The 18,630-nt window shown below is 60.6% G+C and carries 16 protein-coding genes; all 16 read left to right on the top strand.

The window, feature by feature from the left end:
• Nucleotides 1–161 precede the first annotated feature (161 nt).
• A complete protein-coding gene (locus EN990_RS20910; RefSeq protein ID WP_127369612.1) occupies nt 162–1,163 on the top strand; it encodes an AraC family transcriptional regulator in 1,002 nt (333 codons plus the stop codon).
• Between the two features lie 85 nt (nt 1,164–1,248).
• Entirely contained in the window at nt 1,249–1,956 is a 708-nt protein-coding gene (locus EN990_RS20905; RefSeq protein WP_245461049.1) for a nitroreductase family protein, read from the top strand.
• A gap of 80 nt (nt 1,957–2,036) precedes the next feature.
• Nucleotides 2,037–2,954, top strand: coding sequence for an NADP-dependent oxidoreductase (locus EN990_RS20900; protein ID WP_127388369.1), 918 nt, complete (start codon nt 2,037–2,039; stop codon nt 2,952–2,954).
• Between the two features lie 425 nt (nt 2,955–3,379).
• A complete protein-coding gene (locus EN990_RS20895) occupies nt 3,380–4,558 on the top strand; it encodes an ABC transporter substrate-binding protein (RefSeq protein ID WP_224673235.1) in 1,179 nt (392 codons plus the stop codon).
• Between the two features lie 97 nt (nt 4,559–4,655).
• Nucleotides 4,656–6,830, top strand: a complete 2,175-nt coding sequence (locus EN990_RS20890; protein ID WP_206526347.1) for a YbhB/YbcL family Raf kinase inhibitor-like protein — start codon at nt 4,656–4,658, stop codon at nt 6,828–6,830.
• 37 nt (nt 6,831–6,867) lie between these two features.
• Nucleotides 6,868–7,272 (top strand): hypothetical protein, encoded by a 405-nt coding sequence (locus tag EN990_RS20885; protein WP_006326052.1) that lies wholly within the window; start codon nt 6,868–6,870, stop codon nt 7,270–7,272.
• Between the two features lie 21 nt (nt 7,273–7,293).
• Nucleotides 7,294–8,250, top strand: coding sequence for an alpha/beta hydrolase (locus tag EN990_RS20880; protein ID WP_127368623.1), 957 nt, complete (start codon nt 7,294–7,296; stop codon nt 8,248–8,250).
• A 23-nt stretch (nt 8,251–8,273) separates the two neighbouring features.
• Complete coding sequence (locus tag EN990_RS20875) at nt 8,274–9,653, top strand: ABC transporter permease (protein ID WP_245460930.1); 1,380 nt, start codon at nt 8,274–8,276, stop codon at nt 9,651–9,653.
• Complete coding sequence (locus EN990_RS20870; protein ID WP_127388367.1) at nt 9,650–11,053, top strand: ABC transporter permease; 1,404 nt, start codon at nt 9,650–9,652, stop codon at nt 11,051–11,053. The genes EN990_RS20875 and EN990_RS20870 overlap by 4 nt, the downstream gene beginning before the upstream one ends.
• 9 nt (nt 11,054–11,062) lie before the next feature.
• The gene (locus EN990_RS20865; RefSeq protein WP_127388366.1) at nt 11,063–11,752 is read left to right on the top strand and encodes a bacteriorhodopsin; all 690 of its coding nucleotides are present in this window, start codon (nt 11,063–11,065) and stop codon (nt 11,750–11,752) included.
• A gap of 44 nt (nt 11,753–11,796) precedes the next feature.
• Nucleotides 11,797–14,004: a flotillin domain-containing protein gene (locus EN990_RS20860; protein WP_127388365.1), complete on the top strand. Its 2,208-nt coding sequence runs from the start codon at nt 11,797–11,799 to the stop codon at nt 14,002–14,004.
• A 28-nt stretch (nt 14,005–14,032) separates the two neighbouring features.
• On the top strand, nt 14,033–14,497 hold the full coding sequence (locus EN990_RS20855; protein ID WP_127370315.1) for a hypothetical protein: 465 nt from the start codon (nt 14,033–14,035) through the stop codon (nt 14,495–14,497).
• The gene (locus EN990_RS20850; RefSeq protein ID WP_127388364.1) at nt 14,494–16,371 is read left to right on the top strand and encodes a hypothetical protein; all 1,878 of its coding nucleotides are present in this window, start codon (nt 14,494–14,496) and stop codon (nt 16,369–16,371) included. Before EN990_RS20855 ends, EN990_RS20850 begins: the two co-directional genes overlap by 4 nt.
• Before the next feature lie 6 nt (nt 16,372–16,377).
• Nucleotides 16,378–17,328, top strand: coding sequence for a LysR substrate-binding domain-containing protein (locus EN990_RS20845; RefSeq protein ID WP_127370210.1), 951 nt, complete (start codon nt 16,378–16,380; stop codon nt 17,326–17,328).
• Between the two features lie 77 nt (nt 17,329–17,405).
• Nucleotides 17,406–18,368 carry a LysR substrate-binding domain-containing protein gene (locus tag EN990_RS20840; protein ID WP_127370209.1) on the top strand — a complete coding sequence of 321 codons (963 nt, stop codon included), beginning with the start codon at nt 17,406–17,408 and terminating at the stop codon, nt 18,366–18,368.
• A 119-nt stretch (nt 18,369–18,487) separates the two neighbouring features.
• A partial coding sequence (locus EN990_RS20835; RefSeq protein WP_206519287.1) for a CoA transferase occupies nt 18,488–18,630 on the top strand: 143 nt, incomplete at its 3' end.

The raw sequence follows: 18,630 nt of genomic DNA, 5'->3' as shown, positions 1-18,630 counted from the left end.
CGTTCGATGCGGGTAGGGACGCAAAAAGGGTCGATAGCCGAATGTTATGGCGAGGTCTAATAAAGGACCTTGATCGTGGACGCTCGGTGGCCTCCGGCAACAAGCAGAACCAATCCATAATTGCGATAGGATGTTTCACCATTTCCGGTTTTCGAGGTCCAATGTCTGAAGTGGACTGGCTCAGCCATCTCTTGCAAATGATCACCGTCACTGGCCAGCTCGAGGTCCGCTGCGCCTACGGTGCACCGTGGCGCGTCCCCTGGAGCAGGGCTGCCGCGAACGAAATTCCCTACCACGTCATCGTCAAGGGCCGGGCCATTTTAGAGGATCCGGAGACGAGAACAGCAAGGGAGCTGATGAGCGGAGACATCGTGTTGCTGCCGCACGGTGCGGCGCATGTGCTGCACGACGGTAGTGGGCAAACACCAATCCCTACCCAGCAACGCTGGGGGTCTGCCGGATGGATGCTGAGCGAGAATGATGCCCAGGGCGAGCAGCTCGACCTGCTGTGTGGACGGTTTTTCGTCGCGCCACCCCATGATCGGTTGATCCGTAACTACCTGCCCACAAACCTTGTCGCGCGGTCTATGGACGGCCATGAAGAAAACGGTATCGGCTCTGCTTCCAACCAATTGGCCAGCCTGGTGAGGCTGATGCGAATGGAGTCCGCCGGAGACAGAGCGGGAGGACGCGCCATTCTCAACGCGCTTTCGTCGGCCCTGTTCACCTTGGTACTGCGCGCGGCGAGCGAAACCGAAGAAGCGCCCGAAGGCTTGTTGGCCTTGGCCGGCCATCCGCGGCTGGCACCAGCAATCGCGGCGATGTTTGGGGATCCGGCGCGGTCTTGGAAACTGCCTGATTTGGCGGCCATGTGCGGCATGTCGCGGGCTACATTCATGAGGCACTTTCAAGACAGGCTGGGTTGCTCCGCCGTCGATTTATTGACTGATCTCCGCATGAGTCTGGCAGCCAACGAGCTAAAAAAGCCAGAGATCAGCACCGAGACCGTCGCCGAGACGGTCGGATATCAATCGGTTTCGGCGTTCCGCCGTGTATTTGCCGAAAGGATGGGAATGACGCCGGGGGAATGGCGCCGACTGGCGCACAATCCCGCATCGGCTCGAGCCGCACTGGAGTCTCACGCGTCAGTTGATCCTTTCTAGCATCATATTGAGCTAACTAAGTCTCGAAATAATCAATCATCCTCGTAAATTAAGCTCCGTAATCACTTGATAAGGGAGCCATCCAATGAACTGCATCAGCCTAGCCACCGGACCCGCAACCCGCGCAGCCGCCGAAATCTTCGTGGAAACCAGGAAGAGCAAAAACGCTTTCGCGACGAACGCAGTCATCGAAACCATCCTGAGCCGCAGTGCCGCAAAGTACTACGACACCGCCGCAACGCTGACCGACGATCAAATCCGCGACCTGGTGCGTATCGGCACGTCCGCGCCAACCTCCTTCCACCTGCAGAACTGGCGCTTCATCGCCGTACGCTCGCCCGAAGCCAAGGCGCGGCTGCGTCCGATCGCCTGGAATAACCAGCCCGCGATCACCGACGCGGCCGTGACATTCATCATCATCAGTAGGCTGGCCGATGCCAGCACCGTCCCCGACCGTCTAGCGCCCGTGGTGGAAGCCGGCATCATGCCGGCACGCCTGGTGCCGGAGTGGGAAATCCCCGCGCGCGGACTGTATGACGATCAGCCCCAGCGCCAGCGCGACGAAGCTGTGCGCTCCGCGACCTTTGGCACCGCGGCGATCATCTACGCGGCCCGTTCGCTGGGCCTGGGTTCGACGCCGATGATCGGTTTCGACTCCGAGGCGGTGCACGTCGAGTTTGGTCTGGCCGAAGACGAAGTGCCCGTGATGCTGTTGACTGTCGGACCGGAGCGAGCCGGCAACTGGCCGCAGAAGCCGCGCATGCCGGTGGCTGATGTCCTGGACTTTGCATAACGGAAAAGCGTGAGAGGTCGAAAAACCTTCCACGCCTGCAATTTACCCCGAACCAACAAATCACTGAGGAGATAATTCCCATGAAAGCGATCGTAGCAACGGATCAGGCTGAAGGAACGGCCGGCATGAAGCTGGCGCAGCGGCCCGAGCCGCAGGCGGCAATAAACGATGTCGTGGTTGAGGTTCATGCGGCGGGATTCGTCAACACCGAACTGGAGTGGCCTTCGACCTGGGCCGATCGAGCCTTCCGTGACCGGACGCCATCGATCCTCGGCCATGAGCTCGCAGGTGTGGTCACTGCGCTCGGCTACGGCACCACGGGACTGTCAATCGGTCAGCGAGTATTCGGCCTCGCTGACTGGCATCGCGACGGGACCCTCGCTGAGTATGTCGCCATGGAGGCACGCAATCTCGCGCCGCTGCCCGGCGACGTTGACTTCACGGTGGGTGCGAGCCTGCCGATCTCCGGCCTGACCGCGTGGCAGGGGCTGATCCAGCATGGCCGCCTTCAGGCGGGGCAAAACGTGCTCGCGCACGGCGCGGCCGGTGCCGTCGGTTCGATGGTGACGCAGCTTGCAAGGGAGGCCGGGGCCTATGTCATCGGCAGCGGACGCGCCGCCGACCGCCAGAAGGCGCTCGACTTCGGCGCGAATGAGTTCGTCGATCTCGACAACGACAAACTGGAGGAGGTTGGCGGCGTCGACCTGGTGTTCGACGTCATCGGCGGCGATATCCAGAAGCGGTCCGCGGCCCTGATCCGGGCCGGAGGAACGCTTGTGACAGTCGTTGGACCGACGGATATTCGACCTGCAGATGGCCTGGCGATTGACTTCGTCGTCGAGGCTGATCGCGGCCAGCTTTGGGAGATCGTTCAGCGGATCCGGGACGGACGACTGCGGACGAATATCGGCAAGGTCTCCAGCCTTGAAGATGCCGTCGCCACCTTCAATTCGACCGAGCGGCGTGCGGGAAAGACGGTCATCCGCGTTCGTCCGTAACAACTTGGGGAGGGACGGCGGTTCCTCTCTCCTCGTCTGCGCGTTTCACCAGGCTGCACGCTGAGGCGGAACCCAAGTGGAGGGAAATTTCACTTGGTCCCAAAGGTTTTGACTTACGAGGCAGCATGACCAGCCAATAAGATACCAACACAATATTGCTGTGGGGTGGCTCGGTTTCCGAACAGCCGGCTTGAGATCCGTCGGCGGAGACGGGTGGGCAGGCATTCATGCAGGGCCGGTGTACCGTGCCCGGCCGCTGCCCTGAAACGACGGTCCAAGACGTGGCACAGGTCCATAGCGAAAGCGTATAGAGCGCATTTGAAAAATGTATTACCGCCAACGTGCTGATTGCCCGATAGTCCTCCCCGGGTTCCGGTGAACTCAGCGTGCCCACGGCTCAACGCCCGGCACTAAGGGAGGAAAAATTGACGACATTCGCAACCATGTTGCGATCGCTTGCGGTTGTCGCAACGATCGCTAGCGTCACCCCTGCATTTGCCGGTGGCGTGGATGAGCTGCCCAAGAACATCCAGGACGAGCTCTACAACAAAGACATGATGGACCCGATGCAGCCGCTCGCGGAAAGCGCTTACCGCGACTGGAAACCGAAGAAGGGTCCCCCGTGGACGATCGGCTACGCCAGCTCCTATGCTGGTAACACGTGGCGCGCCGACGTCATGAAGCGGCTCCAGGAAGAGATCATTCCGAAATGGAAGAAGCTCGGACTGGTCAAGGACGTGATCATCACCCAGTCGAATCTGAACGATTCCACGCAGATCCAGCAGATGCGGCAGTTGGTGGACCAGGGCGTCGACGCGATCATCGTCTGCTGCTCAAACCCGACGTCACTGAACCAGACCGTCGAATATGCCCACCAGCGTGACGTCCCGGTCTTCTCTGCAGTTGGCTATCTCACCTCGCCTTATGCGGTGAACACTTCGGCTAACTTCGTCGTCGGTGGCAGCATGCTCGGCGAATGGATGGCCAAGCAGATCAACGGCAAGGGCAATGTCCTGATAGTCGAAGGCATTCCAGGCGCGTCGGCGTCGGACTCGCAGAATGTCGGCGTTCTGAAGGCCCTGGCCAAATACCCGGACATTAAGGTCGTGGGCCAGGTTGCCGGCATGTGGACGGACCAGGTTGCCCAGTCCGAAATCCAGAAGTGGCTGGCCACCAATCCGGGCGATCTGAACGGCATCATCATTCAGTCGGCATCTGAACTGGGCGCCTTGCGCGCGCTGCAGCAAAGCGGCCGCGATATGGTCCCGTTCTCGATTGGCGGTGAAATCGGCGCCCTTTGCTATTGGCGCAACAACAAGGATTTCGTCTCACAGGCGATCCATGCCTGGCCACCGGGCGACGACTTCGAGTTCGGCTGGAATGTCATGATGCGCACGCTCGAGGGTCAGGGCCCGAAGGTCCAGTCCATCCTGACCAAGCCGCAGACCATGTCCTACGAGCAGCTTGAGAAGGCCGTCCCGGCCGATTGCAGCGAAGATTCGGACGGCTGGTACAACGTCGGTGTCGAGAACTGGGCAGGCAAGGATTACCTGGACCAGTTTTTCCTGCGTCCGGCCGATCCTGAGGCCTTCAAGGCGAACTGACCAAAGCAGGTCTGGCCACCCCGTCAGCGTTGACGGGGTGGCATTTCTTTCATTCCGTGCAAGTCTAGCCGACCAACGTCGGCCAACTGGACCTATGATGTCGTACCCAACGGTTGAACTCTCATCGGTCAGGAAGACCTTCGGGCCGACTGTGGCGCTCGGCGGTTGCAACCTAACGGCCTACGCAGGGGAGGTTCACGCGATCATTGGCGGCAACGGCTCGGGCAAGAGCACGTTGGCGAAGGTGATCTCCGGCGTGCTGATACCCGACAGTGGCCAGGTGTCGATCCTTGGAAAGTCGGCAACGTCTCCGCACGAGGCGCGCCAGCTGGGTATCTCGAATGTCTTTCAGGAGGTGCTCGTCGCGGACGAGTGCTCGGTGCTGGATAACCTCTACCTGGGCGCGGATGGCCTTTTGGGCTCGTCCATGAACCGGGAAGAGAAAGAAGCCAAGGCATCCGCATTGATGCGCGAACTCCTCGGCTTTGACATCGATCTCTCCGGGTTGGTGGGCGAACTGCCCCTGAGCGTCAAACAATGGGTGACAATCGCCAGGGCTCTTCTGACTGATCCCAAGGTCCTGATCCTCGACGAGTCCTCGGCCGCGCTCGACTTCGATTCCACGGAAAGGCTGTTCCGCAAGATGCGGCAGCTCAAGCAGCGGGGGGCAAGCATCCTGATCGTCACCCACCGCATCGCCGAGCTGGTGCGTATCGCCGACCGCGCGACGGTTTTGCGCGACGGTGTGGATGTCGGCAAGCTTGCCAAAGAAGAGATCACCGAGGCCAGGATTCTCGAACTGATTGCCGGTGCCGAGCGCAGCGGCACAGACCGTGATCAGCCGTTGCCGAGGCGGCTCGGCGATCGGGCGGTCCTGCGTGCAACCGATTTTCGGGTCTGGCCGGACGCTGCCTTCGTCAATTTCACCGTGTATCCCGGTGAGATTGTCGGGATTACCGGGTTGGACGGGCAGGGGCAGGCGGATTTCGTAAGATGCATCGCTGGCATCCAGTCTCCGATCGCCGGCCGGTTGGTGGTGGTTAATGACGGCAAGGCCAGCGAGGTTACCGACCTTGCGTCGGCCCGACAAAACAAAATTAGCTACGTCAGCGGCGATCGCAAGAAAGAGGGCATCTTTGCCAATCTGAGTATTTACGAGAACCTGCTGCTTCCGGTGTATCGCGAATTTCGATCCGGCGGGGTGCTCAACTTCATAAACCGCCCCAAGCTGACGCCGGTGTTTGAGTGGGAATCCAGCAAACTGGCCGTCAAGATGGGGAGCCCGGAGAACCTCATCACGTCGCTGTCCGGCGGTAACCAGCAAAAGGTACTGATTGCCAGGGCTTTCGCGGAAAAGCCGGTGGCTCTGGTGCTCAACGATCCCGCGCGCGGCATCGACGTCGGGGCCAAGCTTGATCTCTACCGCAACCTCAAGGAATTCGCTGCGCGCGGCAATGCCGTGGTCTTCCTGTCCAGCGAGCTGGAGGAATTTTTGAACCTGTGCACGCGGGTTCACGTGTTTCGCAATGGCGCCATTTCGGCGGATTTCGAACCGCCTTTCGATGGCCATGCCATCCTCAACGCCATGTTTGGCCGCCGCGCGACGGCGCGCCTCCCCGGCGAGGCGGCCAACGAGAATGACCCAGGCAATCCGGCGACTGTCGCCGAGAGTCACAAGCCCAGACTCGAGCAGGGCAGGCCGATGCCGAGGCCTGTGACACTGCTGAACCAGGAGGTAAACCCTATGGCGGCAACACCATCTTTTGTGCTGAGTTGTCCCGATATTGCGCCAGGCAGCGTCATCCCGGACCGGTTCGCCGAGGACAACCGGCTTTCACCGAGACTCGTTTGGTCCGGACCGCCGGAAGGCACGCGCAGCTTTGCCTTGGCTGTTACCGATCCTGACCTGCCGGAAGCATTCAATTTCCCCCGCTCGTTTGCGCACTGGCTGGTGACCAACATTCCGGCCGAGGTCCGTGAGCTCCCTGAGGGCGCCAGCGGCAGCTTGCGACTGCCGCACGGCGCCGCTGAGTTCAACAGCGACTTCGTGACATTCAAGATCCCAGGGTTCGGCAAGGGATATGGCGGCCCATGGCCGCCGGACCGGGCCCACAGGTACTTCTTCACCCTCTATGCGCTCAAGACGGACATGGTCGAGTTGCCAGCTGACGCCGATCTTGGCGCATTTGCGGCTGCGGTCATGCCTGTGGCCATCGATGCGGCGTCGTTCGTGGCAGTCTACGGGCCGGCAAAGAAGTCTCTGCCCGCGTAAAAACCGGGCATGGTAATTCCCCAATCAGGAGGATCGCATGAGTAGATATGGAAGCAGGAGCAGCTTTGATCTGGAGTGGATCGAGCGATGGGCAAGGAAGGTCAATGACGACCGCATTTTGCCGGTAGTAGGGCGGTTTTTCACCAGCAAGTTCGTGCTCGGCTTCGACGACACGGAATATCTCGTCGACGTCCGTGGCGGCAAGATCCAGAAGATCGCGCAAGGCCTCACACCCAATGACATGGGAGTCGAATTTTGGCTCAAGGCGCCGAGCAGCGCCTGGTCGAAGTTTGCCCAGGAAATCCCACCGCCGATGTTCAACGACATCTGGGCGATGGCGCATCCGCTGCACAAGCAGCTGATCATCGAGGGCAATTCGCTCCCCTTCTGGCAGAATCTGCGGGCGCTGACGCGCATGCTCTCGCTGATGCGACAAGTTTAACGGCAGCGCAGGAGAGTTGTCATGAATACACACGATCCAATCGTTGGGCGCTACGTCTACGTCCAGTGCGAAGGCAAGACGTACCGCACCTATTACGAGGAACACGGCGAAGGCATTCCGATGGTGTGCCTGCACACGGCCGGCACGGACGGACGCCAGTATCGGCACCAGCTGTGCGACCCGGACATCAGCCAGAATTTCCGCGTTATCGCTTTCGATATGCCCTGGCACGGCAAGTCGATCCCGCCGGCAGATTTTCATCTGATGGAAGACGAATACAAACTCACAACCAAATTCTATTGTGAGTTCATCGTGGCGTTCTGCCGGGCGCTGGATCTGCGCAAGCCGGTCCTCATGGGCCAGTCGATGGGCGGCAACATCTGCCTGGCGCTCGCATTGCGCTATGAAAACGAGTTTTCGGCTTTTATTGCACTTGAGGCCTGCGACTATTCCCCCGGATGGTGGATCGATGCGCTGCATCACCCCCACATCCATGGTGGCGAGGTGGTCGCGACCTCTGTATTCGGTCTGATGGCACCGCAGTCTCCTGACGATTACCGGTGGGAGACCTGGTGGTACTATGCGCAGGGCGGCCCCGGCATCTTCAAGGGCGATCTGTATTTCTACAGCGTCGATTCGGATTTCCGCGACCAGTGCCAGAAGATTTCGGGAAAGGTGCCGATCTACTTCCTGACTGGTGAGTACGATTTCGCCTGCACGCCTGAAATGACCCAGCGCACGGCCGAAAAAGTGAAGAATTCGGAATGCATCATCTTCGGTGGTGGCCACTTCCCGACATCGGAAGATCCGGCGAAGTTCAAGGAGGTCATCACCCCCGTCCTCAAGAAAATCCTCAGCGCCGATCCGGAGCGGCGCGGTCAGGGAGGCAATGCCCTTTCCGGACGGAGCATTTCCGAAAGCCGGTCCACCGCTCGCAGCGAGCGGCCCAGTGAAGGCCGGAAGGTCATCGAGTTCTAGGTTGCGCTAGCAACGAAAGACAAATGTTGATGTCCCAATCCAGGGGTTCCCAGAACACCTACCTGTTGGTCCCGATCCTGCTGATCGCGCTGCTCCTGAGCACCGCGGTCATCAGGGGGCCGAACCTTGTCTCCTTGTCGGGGTTCGGCAGCGCCATCATCGTGTCGGCGCCCCTGATTCTGGCGACATTCTCGCTTATGGCTCTGGCTGTGGCAGGACGTGGGACAGTCGACCTTGCGGTCGGACCGTTGCTCGCCTTCATCAACGTCACGATCGTCAAGCTCAACGGCCTTGGCATCGTCACGGGTCCCTTTGGCGTCTTTCTGGTCGCCCTGGGGATTGGCGTTCTCTATCAGCTCTTCTTTGCCCTCATCATCATTTTCGTGCGCGTCCAGCCGATCATTGTGGCGCTCAGTGGCTTTCTGGCCCTGACCGGCATCAATCTCGTCATCCTCCCAAGACCTGGCGGCACCGCACCGGACTGGATGTCGTCCTGGGGCCTCGGCAACACGATCTTTTCACCGATCTTGCTGATAGTATTGCTGGCTATAGCGGCCTGGCTGCTGTTCACCATGACCTCGTTCTACGCGAATTTGCGTTTGATGGGCTACGATGAGCGTGCGGCCTATACGAGCGGCGTCCGGATCAATGTGGTGCGGATCGGTGCCCACGTCATCGCCGGCCTCTTCGTTGGCTTGGGCGCGATCTGCTATACCGCGCTGATCTCGTCCGGAGATCCGACGCAGGGCACCACCATGACGCTGACGGCGGTGACCGCCCTGGTGCTGGGCGGGGTCAGCCTGTCCGGTGGACGCGGTGGCGTGGCAGGGGGGTTGCTGGGCGCGGTCAACCTCTTTCTTATCGGCTATGTTCTTGCCACGTTCAATTTCGGGTCCACGCAAGCCTTTGTGACGCAGCTCTTCTACGGGCTGATCCTCGTTCTGTCGCTCCTGCTGACCCTGCTGGTCCCCATCATCGGGCGCTACCTCCACTTCATTTCACCCTTTGCGGCCTTCGTTGTTCTGGGCTGCCTGGTCGTCGGAATCATGCTGTATGTCAGCACCCGCGATACCTATGGCGTGGCGGCCGTCGCAGGCCAGGCCTTCAAGTCCGATCCGGACGTGATGACTCGCTACCTGCTGCTGCCCGTACAGGCGGGGAGCGGGCCGACTCTGCCCGATCTCACGCCATTGCAAAGGATCGTCTTCGGCGTCGCCGTCATCTTGGCCGTGCTGACGTTCACTGTCCGCGTCATCGTAGCTGAAGCGGTTTCCGTGCGACTTGGCGCCTTCATCTATGTTTTCGTCTCGGCACTGATCCTGCTCCTGTTCCTGGTCGTCGGCGAGCAAAGCCACGCGGCCGGAATCGTGGCGACAGGACAATCGTTGGGGATCGGGCCATGAGTCAGACTTTCGCCAACGGCAGCCGCAGTGGCGGCCTCTTCATCCCGCGTTCGCGCGCCTTGGTATGGCTTAACCTCGCCGTGACATTCGTGGTGGCGGCGATCAGCTTCGGCCTGGGGTTTTGGCAGGGGCTCAGCGCCCAGATCGTCATCCTCTACACCATCGTTCTGGCCGCCGTGCTGTTCTGGCTGATCAACTACGTCGCCGTCATCTTCGAGTCTCGGTCTTCGTCTCTTGAAACCGAGTCTGCAGCCCCGGCTGACGCCGGTGGCGTCTGGGTCGGCAACCGGGTCCTGATCATCACCATGGCGGTAATGTTGATCGTGTATCTGCTGATCACGGCCACGGTCCCGTCCTTCAGATCCCTTGGCAACCTGATTGCCTTCCTGCTGCTGGAAGCGATCCTGGTCTTTGCGTTCAAGGTCGGTAACCGCTTCGCCCATGGCCGCAGCGCCTTTATTGGATTGATTGTGTTGCTGGCGCTAATCGTGATCAGCTCCTTTACGATCAACGGGTTCCTCTCTGCCGCCAACATCAAAGCAATTCTGCTGTTTGCAGCGTTCCTGGGCATTGCCTGCGTCGGGCAAACGCTGGTGGCGTTGCTCGGCGGCTTGGACCTCTCTATCCCGTTTGTTATCGGCGCGTCCAACATAGGGCTTTTGTTCCTGATCGGCCTTGGCGTACCGCCCTGGCTCGCGCTGGTGTTCGTGCTGATCATCGGCGGTGCCCTGGGTTTCTTGAATGGCGTTCTGTCCTACCGGCTGCAAGGTCAGGCGTTGATCCTCACCCTCGGAATGGGATTTGCGATCGCTGGGCTTGTCCAGATTCTGACCAGCATTGGATCGTCCTTTGGCGGCAACGTCTTTGGGACCGTTCCGAAATGGCTGCAAAATCTCGCCGCGATGAATGGTCGTACCTTCGGTCTGGCTGTCCCGCCAACGATCCTGTTGTGGGTTGTCATTGCCGTCATAGTCATCGTTGGCCTGCGTTATTCCGCCTTCGGCCGCTACATCTACGCCCTGGGCGGCAATCGCCGCTCGGCCAAGCTGATCGGTGTCTCCGAGTTCAAATACTGGACACTCGCCTACACCATCAGCGGCTTCTCAGCCGCCTTGACAGGATGCCTGTTGCTGGGCTGGAGCGGAGGGGGGTTCATAGGGGTTGGCGACCAGTATCTCTTCACAACCCTGGCCGCAGTCGTGATCGGCGGGACGTCGCTCATGGGCGGCTATGGCGGCTATGGCTACACCGTCATCGGGGTTCTCGTCCTGCAAGTCCTGAGCGCCTTCCTGATTGGCATCGGGCTCAAATACGAATGGCAACAATTCATTTTCGGTCTTCTGATCCTGCCGATGGTCGCACTCTACGGCCGCGCCCCTCACATCAGAGCCCAGGTCTAGGGAAAGCCCATGTTCGGAACACTCTTTCAATCCAGCGCGGTGGTCAGCACCGCGCTCAGTGTTGCAACCCTTGCCATGTTTGCCACGGCTGCTCTGGCAATGCTGGGCCTGACATGGACGTCCGAGCGCTGGCGGGTTCCGCTGGCGCTGTCGGCTGTTGCGCTCCTGGCGTCGGGCCTTGAATACTATGCCGCCTCCAACATCTGGCTGGCGGGCCAGCAGCTCAGCGCCGCCTCACGCTACGTCGCGTGGTTCGTGGTCCAGCCGATGGAGGTCGCATCGGTGTTCTTCCTTGCGAGCATCGCAGGAAAGGTGCCCGTGGGCGTGTTCTGGCGGACCCTGGCCGCGGCAATCCTGATGGTGCTGGCCCGCTATCTCGGTGACGCACGGATCTTCAATCCGACCCTTGGCGTGCTGCTGTCGATCGCCTTCTGGCTTTATATCCTTGGCGAGTTGTATTTCGGCGCCATGGCGGACGCCATCAGCAAGTCGACGCGTCCTATCCGCCTCGGCTATTTCTGGATCAGGCTGATCATGACGATCGGCTGGGCAATTTACCCGATCCTGCATTTCGTGGACGTCGTTATCGGAACGGGGCACGTGGCGCCCATCATCGTGCTCTACACCATTGCCGACCTTATCAATCTCATCGCCGTCTCAATGATCGTCCTCGCCGTCGCCGGCGAGGAGCGTTTCTGAAGGCTGTCAATCTTCGCGCCAACGTGCTTGGCGCTCGCGGTTAAGTGGAGGATCTTCCCATGAATGGCTCAGATGTGATCGCAATCGTTATTCTCATAACGATCATCATCGCGATCGGTGTCTACCTGCTGCACTGGCTCTACAGACACTCATCCAAAGACCAGTCCTTCGTCCGCACCGGCCTCGGCGGCGAGCGGGTGGTCATGGGCGGCGGTGCGCTGATCATCCCGATTGTCCACGACATCACGCGTGTCAACATGAACGCCATCCCGGTGGAGATCCGGAGGCTCGGCGAGCAATCCCTGATCACCAGGAATAAGATGCGCATCGACATCATCGCCGAGTTCTTCGTGCGTGTGGTGCCGACGGAAGCCGGGGTGTCGACTGCCGCCCGCACCCTCGGTGACCGCACCCAGAATCCTGCCGCGCTGAAGGAGATCGTTCAGGGCCGGTTCGTCGATGCAATGTCGGCCATCGCCTCCACGATGACCATGGACGAAATCCACACCAGCCGCGGCCGCTACATGAGTGAGGTGGCCGCCCTGGCGGCGACGACCCTGGGGTCGAATGGCCTCGAGCTTGAAAACGCCTCTCTGACGAGCCTCAACCAGACCGACATCTCCGTGTTTGATCCCTCCAATGCGTTCGATGCCGAAGGCCTGACGCAGCTGACCGAGCAGATCGAAGAGCGCCGCCAGCTTCGCAACCGCATCGAAAACGAGTCGCGGATCAGCATAAAGCTCAAGGATTTCGAAACCGAGCAGCGGTCTCTGGAGATCGAGCGTGACCTCGAATACGCCCGCATCGAACAAACGCAAGCGATCGAAATCCGCAAAGCAGCCCAACTGGCCGAGATTGAGGCCGAGAGATCTAGTTCCACAATCAGTATTCAGAACGCCAGGATCCGCAGCGAACAAGAAGGCGAGCGGATTCGTATCGCCAAGGACCGACTCATCGATTCCGAACGGATCAACACTCAGTCGGAGGTGCGGTCATTGGAGATTAAGAAGCAGCAAGAGACTGAGATGACCGAGATCATGTCGCGCCGCGAGCTCGAGATGCAGAGGATCCAGAACCGCCGGGAAATCGAGGCAGAGCGGATCGATAACGAGCAGCATGTGAAGGAGTCTGAAATCCGTTCGCGTCAGGAGCTGTCGATCATCGAAACGACGTCATCGGCCGAGATCGACAAGGCCAAACTGCAGAACCAGCGGGTGACCGAGACGCATCGAATCGAGACCGACAAAACCATTGAATTGCTGGCCGTGGCGAAGTCGAAAGAGGTTCGCATCAGCAACGAACTTGCTGAGGCCGACCAGGAAAAGGCACGCCTGAAGAAACGTTACGATGTCGATGTCGAACGCTTGAGGGTCGACGAGGAAATCGTGCAGCTCGAGATCGAGAAAAACCAGAAGATCAAACTCGCCGAAACCAAGGCGTTTCAGGAGATCCAGGACGCGTCGATCGCCGCCAACCGCCAGATCGACGAGTTGCGCATCGCTGCGCGGAAGTTTGTCGATAAGTTTGAGATCGAGCAGCAGAAGGAAGTCGAAATCGTCGACAAGGAGCGCTTGATCGCGGTGATCAACAAGTCGATCGAGGAAGCCTACGCAAAGACCCAGGCCGCGGAAGCTCTGAAAAAACAGGTTGAACAGGAAGAGCAGGTCAACAGCGCACGCGAAGAAGAAGTGGCCGAACGCATCAAGCGGATCGAGCTCATTCAGTCTTCGTCCAGGGTCGAGCGTGACGCCCAACGCGTCGTTTCTTCGGCAAAGGCCGAGAAAGAAGCCACGGAACTCAGGGCGCTGGCGGAAATCGCCGAGTCCAATGCGGCCGAGGTCCGCTATGCCAAGGACGCCGCCGGGCAGCGTATGCTCAACGAGTCCGAAAACACCCGTTCGGATGCCAGCAGACGCAGTGCCATCTACGAAAACCTCGTCAGCAATCTGCCAAGCATCATCCGCGAGACAGTCAAGCCGATGGAAAACATCGAATCGATCAAGATACTCCAGGTCGACGGCCTGCCGGGCCTCAACAGCCCGTCCGAAATGGGTGGCGGCGATGGCGGCTCGGGCGGCGGCAACATGACGGATCGCGTTGTCAATTCCGCTATGAAATATCGCACCCAGGTCGCCTTCGTCGACGGTCTCATGAAGGACCTGGGACTGCCGATCGAGAACCTCGGAAGCGCCGGCGGCATGTCGTTCCGCAACTTCCAGGGTTCGGATGCGCCGAAGGACAAGGACGACTGAGCGCGTACGAAACTAGCGAGAGCAACCGATGACCCCGCTCGGCAAACACGAAGCGCTGGACCGACACGCCTTGGTCATGGCCTGCTGGTTGGCAGTGGCCTTGCCCGCCGCGATCCTGTTTGAGTATGGATTTGGCCGCGGCGGAACACCCTATATCCTTGCCGGGTTCGCGGCCATTCTGGCGGGCTTTGTCGCTCACGTGATCGTCAATGTGGTCTACGGGACGGGTTTCTCGCCCCGAGAACTAGGGCTCGGCCTGGTCATCTACGGACTCGCGCTTGTGTTGTTCGTTGTTCTGTCGCTGGTCAGCGCGCCATTTGCCGCGCACAACTTCTTGCCGCTGAGCATCGGTTTTATCACAACGGGGGTCGTGGTCGTTTTCTACATGATCACCCGGTACGGGGCACGGCAGGCCTTCGAAGCGTTCGACGTTATCCGGGACTTCCGCTCGGATGACCGAGATTCAAAACGCGCGCCGGGAGACCATATATGACCCCGCTCTTGGTTTCCGTGCTCGGCATCGTCGCGGTCCTGGGCCTTTACCTTGCGACCATCAGCGGCCGTCACGCCCAGCAACCCGGTGATTTCGTCGACGCAGGCCTGGCATTGCCGCCATGGGTGATCATCTTCGCCGGCGCCGGCATTACCTTGGCCAGCCTCAGCCTTCCCGATCATCTGCTTTTGCTCGCCACCTTCGGCCTTCAATACAACCAGGTCGCAGTCGGTCTCATCTGTATCGCCCTTTGCGCTGCCATCACGCAGAAGCGGGTTTGGCTTGCCGCCCGGCTGACCTCGCTGCGCACGCTTGGTGACCTGCTGGGCGATTACTTCGGCAGCACGACGCTTCGCATCTATTTGCTGTTCGTGCTGTTCCTTTTCAGCGTCCCCTTTGCGGCGATGTGCCTGTCTCAGGCGGGTGCCTTGGTGAGCGGCGCGACCGCCAACGACGTTCCGTCCAGTCTCGCAATCTGGTCAATCGCATTCGTCCTGTTCCTCTGCAGCGTGATCGGAGGCTGGCGCGGGATTGCCTATCTTGTCGCCGCCCAGTCCCTGCTGGTCCTGGCTCTCATAATCTTTTTCGGCGGATTCACCGGCTTTGCGCTCCACAAATTGGCATTCGCCGCCAACGGGATTGGAACAGCCAGCGGCGTGCTGCCGGACAAGATCCCGGGCGTAATCCAGTTTAGCGCCGGCATTGGCAAAGAGCTGCCGGCCGGGGGGCTCTGGACCACCTTCGCGGGACTGACGTTCGCCCTGTCTCTGGGCGGCATCGCGATCAGTCCCGGCTTCAGCTTTCTGGGCGTGACAAGTGCGCCGCGCCGCGGCCTTGCATTTGGCCAGGTCTGGATGATCGCGGGACTCGCGGCTGGCGCCCTGATCCTGATCGGGCCGGTTCTGGCTGCGGAGATTGCGGCCAGTGGCTCGCTGACAGCCTTCACGACACGGCTGGCAACGCTCGATCCGATGGTGGCAGTGGGCTTTACAGTCCTTCTGGTCGCATCGGGCCAGATCGCGGTCGCATTCTTTGCCGGATCCGGTGCATCGGTCTGCACTATCGAGCTGACATCACGCTACATCATCCCGGGCATGGACCAGCGTTCGATGCGGTTTGCCGCGCGGGTGACCTTGGCGCTCGTCTACGGAGCTGTCGCTGCCGTCGCGAGCTATGCGCCCCTCAGCGCGACAATCTTCTCCTCCCTCACGCTCAGCCTATCCATGCAGCTGCTGCCTGCGGTGCTCGGCCTATGCTGGGTGCGCTGGATCAGCCGCAGCGGTGTTCTGGCCGGTCTGATTGTCGGAAGCCTTTGCGTGGTGTTCACCGAGAGCTTTGGACTGGTGTTGTTCGAGCGGCTCTTCGTCGACCTGCCATGGGGTCGCTGGCCGTTGTCGGTCCATTCGGCGGGATGGGGACTTGCGACCAATTTCACCGCGTGCCTCCTTGTGTCCCTGTTTACGCGCAGCGGCGCCGAGCGGGACCGCAGGGATCGCCTCCATGACGCTTTCGAGGAGAGCCAGCCGGCACGCAAGGGGAGTCAGGCGGCCACAACGGCCAAATGGGCCCTGACACTTCTGTGGGCGTTTTTCGCGCTCGGCCCCGGTGCAATCCTGGGCAACACATTTTTCAGCGAGCCGATTTTTGCTGGCGTGGTGGTGGCGCCGGGGGTGCCTTCGCTGCTGATCTGGCAGGTCCTGTTCTGGTTTGTCGGCGTATTCATCGTGTGGTGGCTGGCCTATCAGGGACGCCTGTCCGTCATCGATCAACGTCCTCGCCACAGGATCGTCCTGGTGCCGGACGTGAACCCATTGTTTGAGTCCGTTACGACCCCGTGGATCGCACGGCTCCTCGACCGCGTGACGGGCCGGTAACTGGGCATGGAAGGCATCGACCTCAGGCGTCTACGCTATTTCATCGCGGTTTGCGAGCACGGCGGCTTCTCCCGTGCGTCCCAATCCATAGGGGTCGCCCAACCGTCCCTGACGCGACAAATTAAGCTGCTCGAAAAGGAAGTCGGTATCTCGTTGATCAACCGAAGTGGGCGCGGTGCCGAGCCCACGGCCGAAGGATGGTTCCTCCTCGGCCAGTCGCGCCTGCACATCGATGGGCTCGATGATGCGGTCCGCGAGGTGCGCCAGCGCTCGGACAAGCTCAAGGGCGAAATCTCGCTCGGCATATGCCCGACGATGGTGCCGCTGTTTCTGGAGGACATCCGCAATTTTGTTGAAGCCCAGTATCAGGGTGTCACGCTGAATGTCGTCGAGGCCTACAGTGGCGACCTTGCCAGTCTCATGCGCTCCGGCCGGCTCGACGCTGCACTCACCTATCGGCCCAGCGCGCCGGATCAGCTCGACATCCTCAATCTGTTTGCCGAGCGCCTCGTGCTGGTAACCGCTTATGCCCGCGCCCAGGTCGACGCGCCGCGCCAGTTGGGAGACATCAGCCGGTTAAAGTTGATATTGCCGAGCGAAATCCATGAATTGCGGCGGATCATCGATCGGGTCTACCGCGACCGGGGCATCGCGCTGCAGCCGGAACTCGAGCTCGATTCGCTCGGCGCCGTAAAAGCTGTCGTCGCGGACAAGACCACCCAGTACGCAACCATTCTGCCCCACTCGAGCGTGACGCGCGAAGTGGCCGGGCACGTGCTGAGCGCTTATGCGATCGCTGACAGCGCCATGGTCCGCACGATTGCCGTCGTGCGGCCTCAGGGAGGCAGTCCCCGGAACGTGGTGCTCACCGCCTTGATTGATGAAGTCCGTCGGCGGGCCGGACGGATCAAGAGATCCATGGACAGCGCCGACGCGGTCTTGTTAGGGCAGGGATAGAAGGACGGCCGCTTTTTGTCGTTGCCTCAATAACGGAATGTTATACGCTAGGCCTCCGCGGAGCCTAGGGAGCCGTTTTGGACCTTCGACAGCTAAGATATTTTTCCAAGGTCGTCGAGAGCGGCTCGTTCTCGAAGGCCGCGACACAGCTCCATGTGGCGCAGCCCGCTTTGAGCCAGCATGTCAGACACATGGAAGAGGAGCTTGGCCTTCCTCTCCTGCATCGCGGGCCACATGGCGTGAGTGCGACCGAAGCGGGCACGCGGCTGATGGTGCATGCCAAGCGCATCCTAGCCGAGTTTGCCGAAATTAACGACAGCGTGAGGGGCGCCGCCATAGCTCCTCGCGGTGAAGTGCGCTTCGGCCTGCCTGGTACAGTGAGCGAGCTTCTCGCGGCGCCGCTGATCGAGGCCGCCCGCGAGCGGTTCCCCGAGGTGCGCATCCGTATCATTGAGGCGATGAGCGGCTACATTCTGGAATGGTTGAAGCGGGGGGAGGTTGACCTCGCGATGATTTATGCAACTTCGGATCCTCGGGGGCTCGCTGTACATCACGGCTTGTCCGAGGAAATCTGTCTCTTTGCCAGCACGTCGATGCCGGGCCAGGCCGACTTACAGGGCTCTTCCGTGGAGCTTCGCGACGTCGCCGGTTTGCCCCTCGTTGTGCCGGGCCCGGGCCACGGTCTGCGAGAACTGATCGAGGTCGTGGCAGCCTCAGTCCAGGTCGCCATCAACCCTGCCATCGAAATCGACTCCTACACCCAGATCAAGAGATTGGTGACACGTGGGATCGGTTACGGGATCCTCCCGCGGATGGCGATCAACGCTGAGGCGCAGGCTGGCCTGTTTCGGGCGTGGAGTTTCCAAAACCCGGCAATTACACGGAAAGTGTACCTGGCCTACTCGACCGAACGGCCGTTGCAGACAGCGCCCCGCGCCGTCGGGCAGCTATCGTGGGAGATCCTTCGCCAGTTGGTCAAGGACCAGGTCTGGAGCGCCGAACTATCCAACGAAACCCAGCGGCCCAACCTCTTCGGCTAGGGTGCTGCGGGCGGGCTGCCGCCTGTACCGTTTCGCTATACCTGCCATTACAAAACGCTATTTGACGAAAGGACCCCTTCCGGTGCGATGGTATCGGAAATGCACCATAAGGAAGAGCCATGCCAGGCGCGCTGGAGGGAACGATCGTCATCTCGCTGGAGCAAGCCGTGGCCGCGCCTTTGGCGACGTCCCGTCTGGCCGACGCGGGCGCGCGGGTCATCAAGCTCGAGCGCCCCGAGGGCGACTTCGCGCGCGGCTATGA

The organism is Mesorhizobium sp. M7A.F.Ca.US.005.03.1.1 (genome assembly GCF_003997975.1).
GTDB classification, from domain to species: domain Bacteria; phylum Pseudomonadota; class Alphaproteobacteria; order Rhizobiales; family Rhizobiaceae; genus Mesorhizobium; species Mesorhizobium ciceri.
The sequence above is the reverse complement of the archived record's forward strand: the minus strand, read 5'-3'. Positions and strand labels throughout refer to the sequence as shown.